At 69.5% G+C, this 18,669-nt stretch carries 13 protein-coding genes and 1 tRNA gene; 4 read left to right on the top strand and 10 right to left on the bottom strand.

Annotation, left to right across the window (positions count from 1 at the left end):
- Positions 1 to 217 precede the first annotated feature (217 nt).
- Genes Ate02nite_RS47555 through Ate02nite_RS47565 form a run of 3 tightly spaced genes read left to right on the top strand, consistent with a single transcriptional unit; the run spans position 218 to position 7,700 of the window.
- Positions 218 to 3,076, top strand: a complete 2,859-nt coding sequence (locus tag Ate02nite_RS47555; RefSeq protein WP_203814614.1) for a CHAT domain-containing protein — start codon at positions 218 to 220, stop codon at positions 3,074 to 3,076.
- On the top strand, positions 3,073 to 6,165 hold the full coding sequence (locus Ate02nite_RS47560) for a CHAT domain-containing protein (protein ID WP_203814615.1): 3,093 nt from the start codon (positions 3,073 to 3,075) through the stop codon (positions 6,163 to 6,165). The genes Ate02nite_RS47555 and Ate02nite_RS47560 overlap by 4 nt, the downstream gene beginning before the upstream one ends.
- Before the next feature lie 32 nt (positions 6,166 to 6,197).
- Positions 6,198 to 7,700, top strand: a complete 1,503-nt coding sequence (locus Ate02nite_RS47565; protein ID WP_239148241.1) for an alpha/beta hydrolase — start codon at positions 6,198 to 6,200, stop codon at positions 7,698 to 7,700.
- Positions 7,701 to 8,342: 642 nt separating this feature from the next.
- Here the strand turns inward: Ate02nite_RS47565 and Ate02nite_RS47570 are convergent.
- The 8 genes from Ate02nite_RS47570 to cmk form a co-directional block, all read right to left on the bottom strand.
- Entirely contained in the window at positions 8,343 to 10,508 is a 2,166-nt protein-coding gene (locus tag Ate02nite_RS47570; protein WP_203814617.1) for a hypothetical protein, read from the bottom strand.
- A gap of 148 nt (positions 10,509 to 10,656) precedes the next feature.
- Entirely contained in the window at positions 10,657 to 10,938 is a 282-nt protein-coding gene (locus tag Ate02nite_RS47575; protein ID WP_203814618.1) for a hypothetical protein, read from the bottom strand.
- Positions 10,939 to 10,973: 35 nt separating this feature from the next.
- Positions 10,974 to 11,933 (bottom strand): tyrosine-type recombinase/integrase, encoded by a 960-nt coding sequence (locus tag Ate02nite_RS47580; RefSeq protein ID WP_239148234.1) that lies wholly within the window; start codon positions 11,931 to 11,933, stop codon positions 10,974 to 10,976.
- Positions 11,934 to 12,100: 167 nt separating this feature from the next.
- Positions 12,101 to 12,733 (bottom strand): hypothetical protein, encoded by a 633-nt coding sequence (locus Ate02nite_RS47585; RefSeq protein ID WP_203814620.1) that lies wholly within the window; start codon positions 12,731 to 12,733, stop codon positions 12,101 to 12,103.
- An 81-nt stretch (positions 12,734 to 12,814) separates the two neighbouring features.
- Positions 12,815 to 13,780 carry a tyrosine-type recombinase/integrase gene (locus tag Ate02nite_RS47590; RefSeq protein WP_203814621.1) on the bottom strand — a complete coding sequence of 322 codons (966 nt, stop codon included), beginning with the start codon at positions 13,778 to 13,780 and terminating at the stop codon, positions 12,815 to 12,817.
- 107 nt (positions 13,781 to 13,887) lie between these two features.
- Positions 13,888 to 13,961 (bottom strand) — tRNA-Pro (locus tag Ate02nite_RS47595).
- A 50-nt stretch (positions 13,962 to 14,011) separates the two neighbouring features.
- On the bottom strand, positions 14,012 to 15,400 hold the full coding sequence (gene der, locus Ate02nite_RS47600; RefSeq protein WP_239148235.1) for a ribosome biogenesis GTPase Der: 1,389 nt from the start codon (positions 15,398 to 15,400) through the stop codon (positions 14,012 to 14,014).
- The gene (gene cmk / locus Ate02nite_RS47605; RefSeq protein WP_203814622.1) at positions 15,401 to 16,078 is read right to left on the bottom strand and encodes a (d)CMP kinase; all 678 of its coding nucleotides are present in this window, start codon (positions 16,076 to 16,078) and stop codon (positions 15,401 to 15,403) included.
- A gap of 121 nt (positions 16,079 to 16,199) precedes the next feature.
- Between cmk and Ate02nite_RS47610 the strand changes: the two genes are divergently transcribed.
- Positions 16,200 to 16,892, top strand: a complete 693-nt coding sequence (locus Ate02nite_RS47610; RefSeq protein ID WP_203814623.1) for an enoyl-CoA hydratase-related protein — start codon at positions 16,200 to 16,202, stop codon at positions 16,890 to 16,892.
- Here the strand turns inward: Ate02nite_RS47610 and Ate02nite_RS47615 are convergent, their stop codons facing one another.
- Positions 16,893 to 17,606, bottom strand: coding sequence for a TIGR03943 family putative permease subunit (locus tag Ate02nite_RS47615; protein ID WP_203814624.1), 714 nt, complete (start codon positions 17,604 to 17,606; stop codon positions 16,893 to 16,895).
- A 1-nt stretch (position 17,607) separates the two neighbouring features.
- A complete protein-coding gene (locus Ate02nite_RS47620) occupies positions 17,608 to 18,669 on the bottom strand; it encodes a hypothetical protein (protein ID WP_203814625.1) in 1,062 nt (353 codons plus the stop codon).

The following is an 18,669-nucleotide window of genomic DNA, read 5'->3' on the forward strand; positions in this document are numbered from 1 at the left end:
CCCTCATGGAAAAGCGTTCACTTCACCTGGCCAGTTCAGTACCGGCCGTGGCACCCGGTGGCTGTCGTCGTGGCGATGATCGTTGTCGTTTTCGTGCGTTCGGTTGGGTGTCCTTCGGACGAGTTGGCGGTGCCGGCAGCGTCTTGTTTGGCTACCCTGCGCATACCTTCCGCCGCTGGGCAGCGCTGCGTCGGCGCGTGGCTTGAAAGGACGTGGCGTGCAGCCGTCGGTCGAGTTGCTTCTCGAGCAGATTGATGTTGCTACCGAGCAGGGAGAGTTCGGCCTCGCACGATCGCTGCTGGTTCAAGCCGCCGGCCGGGCGGCGGGTGATCTTGAGCGTGCGCTCGTGGTGGTGCGGCGCGCGTTCGTGCCGGACACGGGCGCCCGCCCTGAGGACGTAGCCGAGGCGGCCAGCGTGCTGGATCGGGAGGGCTGGTCCAGTGAGGCGGCGCGGGGCAACGGCGCCCTCGGGGCTCTGCTGGCCGCTGGTGGGGACCCGGTTGGGGCCGCCCGTGCGTACGCTGAGGCGGAGAGGGCATTCACTCGTCTGGGTGATGTGTCGTCGGCGCGTCGCAGCATCGTGAATCGCGCGGCTGCATTGATTTCCGCGTCGCGGTTGCGAGAGGCGCTGCGGATTCTGGACGGTCTGTGGCAGCAGCTGCGGGCTGATCGCACGACGGCCGCCGAGGACCGGGCGTTGCTCGCGGCGCTGACCGCTTCGAATGCGGGCGGGGCACGACTGACGCTGGGTGAGGACGCCCGAGCCCGACGCGAGCTCGGTGTTGCCGCGCGTCTTTACGAGGGCCTGGGTATGCCAGCGCGAGGCGCGACGGTCCTGCTGAACCAGGCGTTCGCGGCGAACCGTTCGGATCAGCCGGAGCTGGCCCTCGACCTGTATCGCAGGGCTGCGGACATGCTAGACCGGGCCGGTGACCACGCGGCAGCCATGAAGGCGCTGTCGGGCGCCGCGGCGGTGGCCGATCGGCTGGGCAGAGCAGAGCAGTCCGAGTCCGATTACGCCATCGTGCTGCGCTACGCCCGCGCGGCGCACGACCGGCAACTGTTCCTTCGCTCAGTGATCGGCAGGTCGGCGGTGCGCGCCGACGCCGACCCGAGTGCCGCGCTGCGCCTGCTGACCGAGTCGGTCACCGACGAGGATCTGACCGACCCGTCGTGCGTTGTCGAGGCCGGTGACTGGTGGCTCAACCGGAGCCTGCTGGCGACCCGGCTGGACGACGATGACACCGCCGAGTCGGCGTTCGGCGAGGCGACGCGGATCTTCACTGAAGCAGATCTGCCCGTCCACGTGATACGCGCGGCGATGGCGCGTGCGGTGGGCCTTGACGCCGCGGGCCGGCCCGGCGAGGCAGCCGACCTGGGCTGGCAGATCCTTGGCACGGGGCGGCTGAGTGGGCTGATCGCCGCTCATGTGCAGACCAACATCGCCGCGTTCGGTCTGCGGGCTGCTCAGCAGGCGGGCGTCGCCCCGGATCCTGACCTGGTCCTCAACCCGGTATTGGCGGCGGTCGCCGAAGTGGAGGCGTTCCGGTACTCGTTGCAATCGGCCGGGCACCGCGAGGGTGTGCTGTCGGGCCAGGAACGCACGACCTACGCCACAGCGATCGATGCTGCAGCCGCTACCGGTGAGGTCGACTTGGTCGCGGCGTTGATCGAGATCACCCGTACTCATGCCGTGCCGGCCGACCAGGTGGGCACGGATCGCGGGCTGGGCCTTCTCGCCGCCGGGGCACCGTTCCCGCTCGCCGTGCCGCGCGCAGTTGCCGGCCGGCCGGGCGGCCGGGCGGCCGGATACGAACGCGAAGGCACGGTCGTGCTGTCCGAGCTGGCCGAGACGGTGGGCGGTCCGGGCACATGGTGGGTGAACGGCTGGATCGACCGTGAGCGGGCCGTGATGGCCGCCCTGGGCCCGCAGCCAACGTTCATCGCAGACACCGCGCTCGACGTCGACGCCTATCTGGCACTGCTGGCGTCGATGGGCACAGTGTTCCCAGTCGATGCGCGCATCGCAGCCGACGGTCGCGGTGATGCGCTGGATGTGGCCGCCTACCGTGCCGCCCGCGGGGTGCTCCTGACCGACAGCGCGCTGCGGGAGCGGTGGGCGCAGCGGCTTTCGGCGGCGCAGCGGCGGGCCGTCGATGAGCATCCGGCGGTCGCGCTCGCTCGCCGGGAAGGCGAGGCTGGCCTGTTGTGGCGGCTGGCTCAAGTCCTGGTGCCGGAACCGTTACGCCGGGTGCTGCTTGACGCCAGCGCCGCACCGGTTCGGCCGGTGCTGGCGGTGGCGCCGGTCCCGGCGATGGGACGGGTGCCGTGGGCGCTGCTGCCGCTGCGCGCGCCGGGTGACGGCGAGGGCCGGTTGACTCCGCGGCTGGCCGACGTGGCCGATGTTGTACACGTTCCGCCGGCCGTGTTTGCCGCTGGCACCGCCGCCGTGGCGTCGTCGGACGGCCACGCTGATGTGCTGGTGGTGGCCGATCCACTCGGCGACCTTCCCGCAGCCCGAGCCCACACCGCGACGGCCGACCGGGTGCTCGGCGGCCGTTGGCTGGACGATCCGAACCGGCTCGCCACGCCCGACCGTGTTCTACATGCTCTACGTGAGGAGCGCCCCGGCACGCTGGTGCTAGCCGCTCACGTCGACGAGCCGACCGACGACAACCCGGCCGGCGCGGGTGTCCTGCTGGCCGACCACGATAGTGGCGAGGCGGTGTTGACGGCCCGTGATCTGGCCGCCGCGACCATCACCGCCCCGCCTACCACGGTGTTACTCGGCTGTGAGTCGCTGGGGGCATCAACCGGAGCGGAGTGGACCAGCGTCGCCCTCGCCCTGTTGCGCGCGGGCGGTAGCCGGGTCGTCGGTACGCTGTGGCCCAGTCTCGACGACCCGGCCGCTACCGAGGCAGAGCGTCTGCTCGTGCGGCACATGGTCGTCGATCCGGTGCGCGGGCACGCCGCATTCCTCCGTGACCGACTGGCGGCCTGGCGGCACCGCCCGGACAGCGCGGTCGCCTATCACTGGGCGGGTTTTGCCGAGGTGCGCGCCCGGAGCGTCGCGTGAACAGCCCCGGCGAATACCTCCTGGCCCGGTTCGAGGAAACCGGCGACCTAGAGCTGCTGCGCGCGGCGGTCACCGCCCTCGAGAACGAGGCCGCCGATTCGCTCCCGCTGGCTGAGGCGTTGCGGATGCTCGGCGAACAGACCGAGGACGTCGCGGTGCTCGACCGCGCCGCTGGCATCGCCGGGCACATTCGCGACGCCGCCGCGACCGGGAGCAGCGCCCGTGCCGAAGCGGGGCAGGCGCTGAGCCTCGCGTTGTGGGCGAAAGCCGACCTGACCGGTGAGCCGGCCGCACTCCAGGAGACCGCCGACGCGCTGCACGCTCTGTACGACGACGCGGTGGACCACCCACAGCGGCCACGGCACCTGGCCAACGCCGGTCTGTTGCTACGGGACCTGTTCAATGTCACCGGCGATCAGGCCACCCTGACCGAGGCCATCCGGGTACTGCGCGACGCCGAGACCGCCGTTGACGACGACGACCGGCCGGCGGTGTCGATGAACCTGGCCCTGGCCTTGCAGGACTGGGCCGAGCAGACCGGCCGCACCGACGCGCTCGACGAGGCCATCGGCCGGATGACCGGCATGCTCGCCGCGATGCCCGAGCCGGATCCCGACCGGCCGTTGTGGGCTTCGAACCTGAGCGCCATGTACCAGGACCGGTTCGAGGCCACCAGCGACCAGGGTGTGCTACGCGACGCCGTCACCTGTGGAGAAACAGCAGTGTCCGGCACCGCCCGCGACGACCCCGCGTTGCCGGGCCGGCTCACCCATCTCGGGCTCGCGCTGCGCATGACCTACGAAGCCACCGGCGATCTGAACAGCCTCGCCGACGCCGTACGGCACAGCCGCGACGCCGTCGACCTCGCTGGTCCCGAGCATCCCAAGTATCCGATCTACGCCTCGAACCTCGCGTCGGCGCTGCGTTTCGAGTACGAGCACACCGGCACATCGGAAACCCTGGACGAGGCCATCGGCTACGCCGAGCAGGCCGAGCAGCTCACCCCCGAGCACCATCACCGCTACGCCGGCTACGCCTCCAACCTGTCGCTGGCCTTATGGACCCGCTACGAACGCTCCGGGCACGTCGGCTCCTTGCACCACGCCGTCGCGGCCGCCCGCCGGGCCGTCGAACACACCGACGACGAACAGCCCGACGCCAACCGCTACCGCACGAACCTCGGCCTGGCCCTGTGGACGCTGTCGACCCGCGAACCCGACAGCGGCGCGCTGGACGAAAGCATCATCGTGCTGGCCCGAGTCCTCGACCGCACCCCCGACGGGCACGCCGAACGGGCAAGGTTCGCCGGCAACGTCGCCAACGGGTACTGGACCAGGTACGAACGCGGCCACCACCGGCGCGACCTCGACGCCGCCCTGCACGCCGCCGGCCTCGCCCACGACCTCACCCCGGACGGCCACATCGACCGCGGCACCCGCCTGGGCAACCTTGGCATCATGCTGCTCGCCCGCTACCGCCACGACCACAACCCCACCGATCTGACACGAGCGGTCGAACTGTTGCGCGCGGCGGCCGAGTTGCCCGGCGCCAAGGACTTCGACCGCGCACTGCACCGGCACAACCTCGCCGAGGCTCTCGCCGTGACCGCCGTGACCGGCGACGAGATCACCGAAGCAATCACGTACGCCCAGCAAGCCGCCGACGATGAGCGCGCCCCGGTCCGGCTGCGCGTCGAAGCAGCGCGGACAGCAGCCGAACTCCAGTCCCGCCGCGGCGACCCGGCCGCGGTCGCCGAAGCACTGGGCCGGGCCGTGGAGCTGCTGCCACAGCTCGCGGCCGCATCGCTGGACCGGGCCGATCAAGTGGACGCGCTGCTTCTCGCCCGCGGCCTCGGGCCTCAAGGCGCCGCCTGGGCGCTGACGGCCGACGATCCACCGCTGGCGTGCCGGCTGCTCGAGCGAGCCCGCGGCGTACTGCTGCGGGCCAGCACCGACCCCGACGCCGCCTCCCGCACGCTGCGCCACCACGCGCCGGAGCTGGCCGACCTGCTCACCGTCCAACCAGGTACGGCATTGCAGCGCATCCAGGGCCGCCCGGACCTGGCAGCCCTGTTCACAGCGTCGGACACCGCGCTCGGCACGGGTGTGGACGGCCCGGTCGTGGTCGTCAACGTCGAAGAGCTCCGCAGCGATGCTCTGATCCTCACCGGCAATGACATCACCGTCGTCCCGCTCCCGCAGCTGGACCCCAACACCGTCCGCACGCGCGCCGCCGCCATCCGGCGGGCGGTCCAGGCGCTACAGGATGCGGGATCATCGGCCCACCGGGTCCTGGAAGCCGAAGCCAACAAGCTGGTCAAGGACACGATCACCTGGCTCGCAGACACCGTCACCGGCCCGGTCCTACAGCGACTCGCCGAACGCGGACACCTGCCGCAACGCCTCTGGTGGTCCCCCACCGGCGCCCTCACCGCCCTCCCCCTGCATGCCGCCGTACCGGCCGGCACGATCTCCTCCTATGCGCCGACCCTGCAACTGCTCACCACCGCCGTCACCCGACACCGGCCAGAACACCAGGCGCTGATCCTCGCCCCAGCCGACGACCTACCCGAACTCGACCGTGAAATCACCGCGGTCACCCGGCACCACCCGCACGCCGACCTCCTCACCGCAGCGCAGGCCACCGTCGAGCGGGCACGGCAAACCCTGCCCGATGCCGCGATAACCCACATCTGCGCTCACGGCGTCACCGACGCCCACCGACCCTCTCGTAGCGGCCTCGAACTGGCCGACGATGACCTCACCGTCGAGGACATCAGCCAGCTGCCGCTGACCCGAACCTGGCTGACCTACTTATCCGCGTGCTCCACCGCCCAAGGCAGCGACCTACTGCCGGAAGAATCCCTGACGGTTGCGGCTGCATTCGTGGTTGCGGGCTCGCAGCACGTCATCGCAGCCCTCTGGCCGGTGTCCGACCGGGAAGCCGCCGACGTCGCCGAGACCTTCCACACCGCCCTCACCCACGACGCGGCGCCGGCCCATGCCCTGTACGACGCCGTGCAGCAGCTGCGCACCGCCCATCCGGACCGGCCTGCCATCTGGGCGCCGTTCGTGCACATGGGCCCGTAAGTCCGTCACGTCCTCGGAGGAGTTTCTTGACTGTGCCGTCCGTCCCGTTCACCCCGATCGTGGTCGCTGACCCCGCCGGCGTCGCCGGCGATCTCGCCGCCGCGCTCCCCGGCTACGTCCACCACGTACAAAGCGAACCGGTCATCGCCGCTGCGCAGAACCTCGGCGCGCGGACGGTGCATCTGGTGGTGCCCGACGACGGCTCCGACGCCCCGATCGACCCGCCCCCGCAACCATCCGACGCCTACCGCGATGCCATTCGCGACGCCGAACAGTTCCCCGAATCCGTCGAGACCGTCGTCTTGGACGGCTGCTACCAGCCCGAGCTGGCCGACCGCCTGGCCGTATCCGGTATCAGTGTTCTGGGCCTGCCGGGCCGTCTTGGCCGGGAACGAGCCACCGCCTTCGCCGTCACCTGGTACAGCGCCGCGCGAACCATGCCGCCGCGCGAGGCCTTCGACGAGGCACTCGCCGCCACCGGTCTGCACCACCTGCCCGATCAGTTGCAACCCCACTGGCACGACCGCGACCCGGCCGCCCGTGCTGTCTTCCGGGGTCCGGCCGACGTGGAACCCACGAAGGTCACCGTCTGGTACGGCACCAACCGGCAGCCCAGCGACGACGCGGACTACTACACCGCTGAGCCCGACGACCAGCTGCACCTGGGCCGCTGCGTCGTACACGTCCCGGCCAGTGTGCCAGTCGGGCGCTTGCGCGGACGCCGCTCACGCCGCGGCACCGAACCCAGCAGCTACCAGATCACCGAGCATGAAACTCTCGACACCCTCACCCTGCTCCGCGAAGGCCTCGAGGCCGAATCCGTCGGCCGGCGCAGCGCCCTCGTCTATATCCACGGATACAAAACCCGCTTCAAAGAAGCCGTCACCCGCGCCGCGCAACTGCACAGCGACCTCAAGTATCCCGGCACGACCGCCGCGTTCAGCTGGCCGTCACAGGGCACCGCGAACGGCTACTGGGCCGACGAGGAAGCCGTCCAGCACGCCGAACGCTACCTCCTGCAATTCCTCACCCAGCTGCATGACGACGTGCACCCCGAACGCATCGATATCTTGGCCCACAGCATGGGCAACCGGGCCATGCTTCGGGTCGCCATGCGCATCGCCGACGCCCTGCCCCACTCCACCGACTTACGGCTGGGCAACGTCATCCTGGCCGCAGCCGACGTCGGACGCCGCTTCTTCACCACCGAGGCACCGGCCTACCCGCGCATCAGCGACACGGTCACCGCCTACACCGGCGCCGCCGACCGCGCCCTGCAAGCCAGCAGAATCATGCACCACGTGGCACGAGCCGGCCTGACACCGCCGCTGACACTGGTCGACGGCATCACCACCATCGAGACCACGGACCTCGACCTCGATCTGCTCGGCCACAGCTACTACGCCCAAGCCCGAGAAGTCCTCGCAGACATTAATGCCGTCCTGTACGGCCGCCACGACCCGCAGTCGCGAGTCGGACTCGCGCAGGCGATGGATTCCCCCACCGGGAAGCCCTATTGGAAGTTCCGCCCCTGACCTTCGCGGCCATCAAAACGACGATATTGAGGATGGCTGCCTGGCCGCATTCGCGTGGCTGGCCAGTGAGCCATCGCACGTTGGGTGTTTCGCTGGTTCGAAGCCGAGGCGCGCGCCGGCCTGCCAACCCGACACCGTCAACCGCTGCCGCGCCTACCTCGACAACGACCTCATCCCCGCCTCCAGCGCGATCCGCCTGGAACGCCCCAGCGACGCGCAGGCCGCCCAGCTCATCCGCCGCGAACTCGACGCCGGCCGTCGCCTGGTCACCCTGCGCGGGCGGCGCGTCGGCACAAAACCGACTACCGCGCTTCGAAGAAACGAATGCAACGATTCGAGTGCACCGCGCCCGACGACATGCGTCAGCCGCGGACGTTCCGGGAAAGGTGAGCGCGACACATCGCGGCGACTGGCCGCAACGTCTACAACAACAGCCGAGCTCTCGTTGAGCGCGATCTTGTGATGCCGGACCGCCGGCGCCTGCCGGACACCGGTTCGTTCCATCCTCTAGCCTGAAGGCAGGAACGATTCCTCAGCCAGGACGAACCTTGCGCACCACACTGGCAGTGTGGGGGTCACCCATCACCCCTACCGGCCAATATCGAGAATAACCGATTCAGTGCTGCCCCATTTGCGACACGCTCACTCGCCGCTGCGATAGGCATGCAGCCAACCAATGTCGTAGTTGCCCGCGGTCGCGACCAGGCCAGCGCAGAGCCAGATCATCGCGGGAAACAGGTCGATGCCCAGCAGGTCACTCAAGTCGCTCACGGTGGGATCATCGGTGCCCGTACGGTCGGCGAGGATCGCACGGCCTTCGGGATGGCCGGCGATGGAGGAGACGACCGCCGCGGGACCTGCGTAGCCGGCGCCGAAGGTGGTGCCGAGCCAGGTGACAGCGCCGTCCAGTTGCTGCGGCGTGACGTCGAGGTCACGCATGGCCAGCAGGTAGCCCATCCCTTGGGCGATCACGTGAGCGATCAGGCGTCCGCCTTCGTCCGGGTCGTCGAGCTTGACCAGCGACTCGATGAGGTCGCGGGCGATGCCCGGCGTTCGGCGATCGAGGATCGCGGCGGTCAGTTGTTCGCAGAGATCCGTGGCCTCGAGGTTGAAATCGACGGCGTCCCCGCCGGGGTCGTGGTTGCCGCTGCTGCTGGTCGCGGCGAAAGCCGCCAGCAGAACAGCAAGACGGGTCTCGGGAGTGACCACACCGGTGGCGGCGGCGTCCACAGCGGCGGTGAGGTCGGCGTCGGCCCATGCTCGGGCGAACTCCTTGGCCGTAGCGGCCGCTGAGGGCGATTGGGTGAGCCGATCGAGCAGGTCCGTGGCCATGCTGTCGAGAACGGTCCGGGCCAGGTAGGCGTCATCAATCTGCGTGGCAGTGGCCTGTGGCATCCGGTCCAGCAGCGAGGCGGCGTAGCTCGGGCTGCCGGCTGCGGTGTGCAGGGCCGAGATGGCCGCTCCGATGCGGAGTTTGCGTAGTTGCTCGTTGGGGTCGACGACGGTGCCGGGGTGGGTGCTCAGGTAGCGGGTGATGGCGTCGTGCCATTCGCGGCGATCGCTGTCGTTGCGGAAGTTGCCGTCAAGGCCGGGCAGCAGCCCATCGGTGTGCTGTGTGGCGTAGATCCAGGCTGGGGACATGTCGAGTGCCTCCAGCCAGGCGACGCTACTGTTTTCCGCTGTCAGTGGGTCGATGGGGGTGGGCTCGTCCGCAGCCGGGTCGAAGAAGATCGGCTCGTCGGGAGCCGGGGGGCGGCCGAACTTTTCCTCGAAGCGTTCCCGTTGTGTCCGCAGCGTCGCAGCTGCGCCCTCGCCGAGTTTCACGACGGTGTGTTCACGGGTGCTGACCTGCCCGAAGCCGAGCTCGAAGGCAAGCGCCGGCAAGGCCAGGCCGGGGCTGCTGTGCCAGCGGCGGTCCTGCGCACGCACGTCGGCGGTGAACGCGGGCAGGCTATGAAGCCGGGCGAGGATGTCTGGTGTGCTCAACTGCCGGGCTGCGCCGTTGCGGATGGTGTCGACCACGGGGACCAGCGGCGAGTCGTCGTCCAGACCCTGCGCCCATGCCTCGGCCCGCTCACCGGCGTCGGCCAGCAACTCGTCCGGCTGCGCGACCAGCGCCAGATACAGGGCCGGCAACAGCGCGGCAGCTTCGGTGGTGGCGTTGATCCCGGCCCGGCCGAGTACCGACATGCCCTGACGGAGCGCGTCAGCGGCCGTGCCGTCGTGCGGCACGTCCAACTCCGAGGTGACGGAGGCGAGGAAACGCTCGACCCGTTCGGCGGCGTTGTCCGCGGGCGGCGGCAACGCGGCCCGCTCCGAGGGACCGGTTACCGCCCGGCTGCTGGCCAACGCAACACCCGGCAGCAGTTCACGGGGAAGCTTGCGCTGATCGAGTCGCGCGTCCTCCACCAGCCCGGCGATGATCAGCATCAGCTCGCCATCGTCGACCGGCCGGCCGAACTGTTCGCTGGCGCGCACAGCGGTACGCACGAACGCTTCGATGCCTTTGCCGTGCACCGTGCCGCGCAGGAGGTCCAGCCAGCGGTCACGGGTGTTGGCGAACTCGTAAATATCGGCGAACCGCTGCGGGAATGCGGTTCCCAGCACCAGAGCGTCCAACGGATCCAGTTGGTCGTACCAGTCCGGTGCGTCGTCGTCGATCTGCGCCATGCCCAGCGCGCCGTAGCCCTGGGCGTAGGCGCCGGCCAGGCTCAGCCGGCCCGGCTCGTTGAACCGCAGCAGGCGGCTCAACGCGGCTTCCCCGTCCTTGCGGGCTGCGGCGATATCGGGCTGACTCGGCTCAGGCATCAGTGACGCTCTCCCCTGCGGCTATGTGTGGATGTGTGTCGATCATTCGGTGAATGTGCCAACAGCGCAGTCAGGCTTTTGACGTCCGATCCCTACCGATGTCCACCGATGTCCACCGATGTTCCCGGCGCAGCCATCGCTGGGCAAGTCACCCGGCCGAGCGACGGCTCGTGCCAGGTGCTCTGGAGGCTGCCTTGCGGCGCGCTTTGGCAGAGCGCTCAGCAAGTTGCAGCATGTACGCCCTGCGCGCGTGCAACGCCATCTGCTCACGCACTCCCGGCTCGAGCACGCCCAGCGGATCCACCTGGCGCTCGAACCGGGCCAGGAACGACGCCGTCGCCGGCGCGGTACGACCGGCCCGGTCGGCGGTGTTCGCCCACGACGCATGCGCGGCGATCCGCGCCCGGCGGCTACGCTGCGCCAGCGTCAACCCGCCCTCGCCACTCCCCCGCCCCTCCCCCATTGTCAGACCCGCTCACCGATCCGCAGCCGCGCATGAGTCACCTGCGCCCGCTCGGCCGCGGCGCTGGCACCGTAGCGGCGCGGCATCTCGTCGGACGCCCAGCCGAGCACCATCATCAGGTCGCCGGTATCACCGCCGGCCAGTTTCCACTCGTGCGCGAAGTTGTGCCGCCACCGGTGCGCGTGCACGTTGTCGACGCCAGCCATCTGTCCGCGGCGTCGCAGCATGAGTTTGATGCCGTTGGACGACAGCGGCGTGTCGCCGTTCGCGGGCAGCCAGACCGCCGGCGAGGCGGCAGCACGCCGCCGGGCGCGGCCCCGCAGATATTTGCTCAGGGCGCGGCCGGTGCGGGGACCGAACCGGACCCGGCGGTCTTTCATGCCTTTGCCGTGAAACAGCAGCGAATCGTGATCGAGATCGAGGTCGTCGAGGGCGAGGCCGGCGACCTCCGACAGACGTGCCCCGGTGTTGTAGAGAACCCGGATGATCGCCTCGTCACGCAGCGCCAGGAAGTCCCCGCCCCGGCAGGTCCCGAGGACCTTGGCGGTGTCGTCGTCGCCGAGGATCGGGATCAGCCGCTGCTCGGTCTTGGGCTGTTTCACCCGATCGAGTGGGGACCGGTCGAGGTCTTCCTCCGCGACCAGCCACTTGAAGAACTGCTGCAGTCCCTTGTGCTTGTTCAGCGCCGTCGACGCGGACCGGGTGCGCACCATCCACGCCTGGAACTCCTCCACGTGGCCGCGCCGCACGTCGGCTGGATCGCTGGCGGCCGCCTGCACGTCCGGTGTGTCTGTCTCGTCGAGCAGGTACCGGTCGAGCTGCGCGACCGCGAGAAGGTAGTTGTATCGGGTGGTCTCCGGATAGTTGCCCGCCCGCAGGCTCCGGTCCCAGTCGCGTATGTAGTCGAACCACACCGGTGTGACGCCGCGGCAGACCTTGGTCAGGTCCAGCACATCCGTCACCCCCTCGACACCGACAGGTGATCGACCGCGACGTCCGCGTGCGGCAAGCATCAGCGGGGCCGCGGCCGATCAACTGTCTCGAGCATGATTCGCGCTGCCGCCGGGGGGAACCTGTCACCACCTGTGCCGACCTGACGGGAGGGGACGACCCTTGACTCGCCAGATCATCACTTCGCGGCCTGTCCCGCCGCGGGACTCGCCTGCTCCGCCGTTCTGGCGGGCACCGAACCCGGCGGCCAGACCAGATGGGATGCCAAATCCAGCAGGGTCAGCGCGAGGGCATCGGCGGCCAGCGTCGCCGAGCCGTTCGGCGTGAACAGGCTGACCCCGCCGCACCGGTGGCAGTACCAGCAACGCTTCCACAGCCACAGCGCGCGGTCGGCCACCGTCCGCGATCTGCTCAGGTCGGCGCTACGTGCGCGAACCAGCAACCAGCCGGCAGCCGCAAGCGCGACCATCACCATGGCGCCGGTCTTGCCGTGTGCGCCGGCGGAAGCCACGACGGTGTCCAGACTCCTCGCTGCGCCGAGCGTCGTCACAATGGCGAGGAGAGCCAGGCTCGCGGGCGGGCGCGGGCCTCGGGGTGGCGCGAGGGCCGATGCCAGTCGGCTGGTGTGGACAGCGTGGGCCCGCACCGGTACGGCGTAGCCGTACGGCCCGGTCACCTGGCCGTGCACGACGGTCGTGGTGCGCTGCTGGCGGACAACGGCTTCGACTCGCGACAGCCGGTCGGGGCGTGCGCAGCGCAGGCAGGAAGGAGAAGTGCCGGCCGGAACCGGAAAGGGAATTTCTCGTCTCATCGCATCCTCGATCCGCGTTTACAGGCTGATGATCAGCCCGAGCGGTGGCGGGACCAGGAGCCCGGTCCCGCCACCCCCGGTTCAGACCCTCTCGCCGATGCCAAGCTGGGTCTGGAGTTCCTGAGCACGTTCGGCGGCGGCGCTACGTCCGTAGCGGCGCGGCATCGCATCCGACGACCAGCCCAGCAGCAGCATCAGGTCGCCGGTGTTGCCGCCGGCGCGGTGCCATTCGTGGGCGTAGTTGTGCCGCCACCGGTGTGCATACACGTGCCCGAGCCCGGCGGCCTTGCCGCGCCGTTTGAGCATCAGCTTGATCCCGTTCGGGGTCAGCGCGACCTTGCCCCGCTCGGCCATCCACAACTGCGGGATCTCGTCGGCGTAACGCCGCTTGGCCCGAGCCCGCAGGTACGCGCTGATCGCTTTCGCGGTCTTCGGGCCGAACCGCACGCGCCGTTGTTTGGCGCCTTTGCCGTGCAGCAGAATCGACTGGGTGTTCATGTCCAGATCGGTCAGCATCAGCAGGCCGATCTCCGACAACCGGGAGCCGGTGTTGTAGAACAGCCGGATGATCGCCTCGTCGCGCAGCGCGGAGAAGTCCTTCTTCTCGCGAACGCTGTCGAGCAGCTTCTTGGTCTCCCAGTCCTTCATCACCGGGACCAACTTGTCCTCGGTCTTCGGCTGCGGCACCCGCAGCATCGGCGAGGATTCGATCTCCTCCTCACCGACAAGCCATTTGAAGAACTGCTGCAAGGCTTTGTGCTTGTTCAGCGCGGTGGTCGCCTTACGCGTTTGCAGCATCCATCCCTGGAACGCCTCCAGGTGCCGTTTCTTCACCGCGGCCGGGCCCTGCGCGGCGGCGGAGCCGGCGTACTCGGATTCCTCCGAGCGCAGATACCGGGCCAATTGCGCGGCGGCGATCAGATAGTTGTAGCGGGTCGTCTCCGGGTGGTTCGCGGCCTTCAGCGACCGGTCCCAGTCGCGGATCAGGCCGCCCCAGTCGGTCTCGTCGAGGCCGTCACAGAGGGTGTCGAGCTGGTACAGGGCCATGGATCGTCACCTGCCGAGTCAAGGGGTCTACAAGCGGCGTGCTCGACCCGGCAGAACGTCCCATGATCACAAAAGAGGGCCTCTGACCTGCAGAGACCCTCTCGCTGTCGGGCTGACAGGATTTGAACCTGCGACCCCTTGACCCCCAGTCAAGTGCGCTACCAAGCTGCGCTACAGCCCGATCCCACCCGGCAGCTTCACCGCGCGGCAACAACTACACCTTACCAACCCCTAGCCGTGGGCTTTCCCGCGACCCCCCGGCCCCAGCTTCTTTCGCGGCTTGACCGACAGCTCGATCGGGGACCCCTCGAACCCGAACTCCTCGCGGAGCTTGCGCTCGATGAACCGCTGGTACCCGGCGTCAAGCGGCCCGGTAGTGAACAGCACGAACCGCGGCGGCGCCACCCCAGCCTGCGTCGCGAACAGGATCCGCGGAGCCCGCCCACCACGTACGGGGTGCGGCGTGGCCTGGGTAAGCGCGGTAAGCCACTGGTTCAAAGCTCCAGTAGGAACCCGCTGCTCCCACGACGCCAGAGCCCGGCGAATGGCCGGCGCAAGCTTGTCGACCGCCCGCCCGGTCTTGGCGGAGATGTTCACCCGGACGGCCCACGGGATCCGCTTGAGTTCCCGGTCGATCTCCTTGTCGAGGTAGAACCGCCGGTCCTCGTCGACGAGGTCCCACTTGTTGAAGGCGATCACCAAAGCACGACCAGCCTCGACAACCTGGGTCAGAACCCGCTGGTCCTGCTCCGAGATGACTTCGCCGGCGTCCAGCAGCACCACGGCGATCTCAGCCGCCTCGACGGCGCCGGCCGTACGCAGGGACGCGTAATACTCCGTACCCGAAGCCTGATTGACCCTCTTGCGAAGCCCGGCGGTGTCGACGAACTGCCAGACCTCGCCATCCATCTCGACGAGGCTGTCGACCGGGTCGACGGTGGTGCCGGCAACGGAGTCGACGACCGCCCGCTCCTCTTTCGAGACGCGGTTCAGCAGCGAGGATTTGCCGACGTTGGGCCGGCCGACGAGGGCAACCCGGCGCGGCCCGCGCGGCCCGTCCTCGATGATCGGCGGCGGCGACGGCAGCGCGTTGAGGATGTCATCGAGCAGGTCACCCGACCCGCGCCCGTGCAGCGCGGAGATCGTGTGCGGCTCCCCCAGCCCCAGCGACCAGAGGGAAACAGCCTCCAGCTCGAGGTTCTGGTTGTCCGCTTTGTTGGCGACCAGAATGACCGGCTTGTGCGACCGGCGAAGCATGCGAACGGCCGCTTCATCAACGTCGGTAGCGCCGACGGTTACGTCGACGACGAAGACGACGACGTCGGCGGTCTGCACGGCGATCTCGGCCTGGGCAGCGATAGCCGCGGCGCGATCCTTAGCGTCCGGCTCCCAGCCGCCGGTGTCGACGACGGTAAAGCGCCGACCGTTCCACTGAGCGTCGTAGGGCACGCGGTCCCGGGTCACCCCGGGCACGTCTTCGACGACCGCCTGGCGGCGGCCGATGATGCGGTTTACCAGCGTCGACTTGCCCACGTTGGGGCGGCCCACGACAGCGACCACGGGAACCGGGCCGAGCGACTCAACGGAGGAGTCGAGATCGGCGACGGGAAGCTCGCTCACTTAAACACCTTTGGAATTCAGAAGCTTCAACAAAAAGGCGACGACCTCGTCGATGCCCATCCCGGTGGTGTCGACTTCGACGGCGTCGGAGGCGACCCGCAGCGGGTCGGTGGCACGGGAGGAGTCGAGCTTGTCTCGACGGGCGAGAGAAGCCTCGGTGGCGGCGACGTCGGTGGCGTCCTCCGCGCTGCGCCGGGCCGCGCGGGCGGCGGCGGAAGCTGTCAAATACACCTTCAGGTCGGCGTTCGGGGCGACGACCGAGGCGATGTCGCGGCCCTCGACGACGATGCGGGGGTGGCCGGCGATGATGGCCTTCTGAAGGGCAACCAACTGCTTGCGTACGGCGGGGACGGCCGCAACCGCAGAGACGGCTCCGGTGACCTCGGACCCGCGGATGGGCTCGTCGACGTTGGTGCCGTTGGCCGCGAAGTGCGGCGCGAGCGGGTCGGTGCCGATCGAGAGCTCGGTCTCCAGCGCGATCTTGGTGATCGCGTCGGGATCGGTGAGGTCGACGCCCGCTTGCAGGACCGACCAGGTCACCGCCCGGTACATGGCGCCGGTGTCGAGGTAGACGCCGTCGAGGGCGGAGGCCAGGCGCCGGGAGACGGTGGACTTACCCGAGCCGGAGGGCCCGTCGACGGCCACCACACACTTCTCCGGCCGCACTTCTTCCGCCACCGTTCCTCCAGAGTTAGCCCACCAAGGAAAAAGCCCCCACCCAACCGTCCCATTGTGCCCGTCGCCCCGCGCATCGACTAACTAGGGTATGTTACTTGCCGGTAACCCGGAGGGAGTCGTCATGCCCACGCTCGACCGCCACGACACCGTCTTCGTCCTCGATCTGGGTGACAGCGAGAACCGCTTCCACCCCGACTGGCTCGCCGGCGTGAACGCCCTGCTCGACGAGGTCGAGAAGGCCGACGACCCGAAGGCTCTGGTGACCACCGCCAGCGGCAAGTTCTGGTCCAACGGACTCGACCTCGAATGGCTCGGCGAGCACCCTGAGCAATTCCCGGCGTACACCGCAAGTGTGCACGAACTCTTCGCCCGCGTGCTCAGCCTGCCCCTGGTCACGGTGGCGGCCCTGCAGGGCCACACCTTCGCGGCCGGCGCGATGCTGTCGCTTTGCCACGATTTCCGGCTGATGCGCGCCGATCGCGGATTCTGGTGCCTGCCGGAAGCCGACATCAATATCCCCTTCTCGGTGGGCATGAGCGCGCTCATCCAGTCGCGGCTGACGCCGCAGACCGCCCACGTGGCGATGATCACGGCCCGGCGCTATGGCGGCGACGAGGCGTACACGCATCAGATCGTCGATGGCGCCCTGCCCGAGTCCGAGATCCGGGAGAAGGCGGTGGCATTGGCCGCGGCCAATGCCGGCAAAGCCGGCCCCACCCTGCAAACCATCAAGACCCGGATGTACGCCTCCGTGCTCGCCGCCCTCGCGGCCGAGTCGGAGAACGGGCCGGACGCCCGGTTGCCGAGGAACTGATTATTCGTACGGCTGCTCCGGCGCCGGGATCTCCTGCCACGACGCGACCTCGAGGTAGGCGATGGCCGCGTCGTTCAGCGGATCCTTGCCGACCTGGGTGCTGTAGCGACCGACCGCCTGCACCCAGGTGCCGTCGGCCAGCCCGGTCGGCGGCGCCCCGGTCAGCGCGACCTTGATCGGCCGGCCGTCGGCGGCGCAGCAGTTCAGCACGATGCGGGCCAGCGCGGGCTTGCCGTCCGGTCCCCCGGTGATGAAGCCGGTGAGCTGCACGGTCCGCCCGGTCAGGCTGCGCCCGCCGTCGAGCAGGGCCCGGGCCGCGTACTGAAGCAGCGGTAGCGGCGCCGGATCGCCGGCCGGCAGCGGCGGATAGTCCGACTGGGCGGAGACCGTCACGGTGCCGGACTTGGCCGCGGCGAACGAGCTCAGCGGCTTCGGCGAGACCAGCAGCAGGCCCAGCGCGGGCAGCAGAAGCAGCCACCCGATCCGCGACTGATGGTGACCGTGCCCATCGTCGTCATCGTGCTCGGCGTGTGCATGAGGCCGCAGCTCCTGCCAGAGCGTGACCACCGCGACCGCGATCAACAGCACCCCGGCCACGATCAGCAGCGGGCGGAGGCCGGCCTTGACGTACCGCAGGTAGGTGCCGTTGATGCTGATCTTCACCACCGCCCCGCCGAGGAGCAGCAGCAGGATGCCCTGGATGCGCCGATTCATCTCACACCGTCCGGAGGTCGAGCGCGTGCCGGATGAAGTCGTTGTCGTTGCCCGCCGACCACCAGATCACGCCGGCCCGGTAGCCCACGTCGAACGCGTCCGGGCTGATCACCACCGACCGGCGGGTGCCGATCTCGTACGCGATGAGCTGGACGTGGTTGGTCAGCTGGGCGTTCTGATCGATCTTGCCGAGGATGGTGAACCTACCGAGCGGCGCCGGGTCGCTCAGCACGGCCGCCACCGTGCCGTCGCCGACCTGGCGGCTCTGGCTCCCGTCGGCGCGCTGCAGGTCGACCACGGTGCCGTCCTTGTCGATCCGGGTGACCCGGCACCAGACCGGGTCGCACTGCGTCTCGCCGCGCCAGGCCGCCGGCATCTTGCGCACCTCACCGGTGACCAGGTTGCGCAGTTGGGTGGTGCCGGAGGCGGCGGTCATCCCGTCGGCGAGCCAGGGCGAGGCGGTCAGCTTCCAGTCGCCGGCCACCGACTGACTGTCCACCGCGCCACCGACGAGCGCGACCGAGTGCACCACGGTCGTGCCCGACGGCCCGCCCGCTACCCAGCGCACCCGCCCGTCCGCGAGGACCAGGTCGGAGTCGGAGTCGTCGGATTTGAGGTCGCCGACGGCGGTGGTGAGCGGGCGGGCCGCTCCCCCGCTGAGGTCGGCGCGCCACAGGGTGGCCGCGGTGCGATTGCTCTGCTCGACCCAGACCAGCACTTTCCCGTCGGTGACGACCGCCGGGAACGACGGGTAGTCCTTCTGCGGCAGTGACCGGATGGCCCGCACCGACCCGTTCGGCTGCCGCAGGAGCAGCCGTTGCTGCTTGCCGTCGCGGCTGGGCGCGCTGCCGACCGACGTCTCGGCGTCGAGGAAGGCGAGCGGCCGGTAGGCGGTGCCGTCGGCCAGCGTGGGCGACAGCGCGGCCCGCTTGGCCTGCGGCCAGGCCAGTGCCGCGGCCACCGGGGCCGGCGGCGGCGACCGGTCGATGCTGGGCAGCACCAGCAGGGCGAGGCTGGCCGCGATCGCGGTAAGAGTCCCGGCCGGCTGGAGACGAGTCGTCAC

It is taken from the genome of Paractinoplanes tereljensis (assembly GCF_016862435.1).
Lineage (GTDB): Bacteria > Actinomycetota > Actinomycetes > Mycobacteriales > Micromonosporaceae > Actinoplanes > Actinoplanes tereljensis.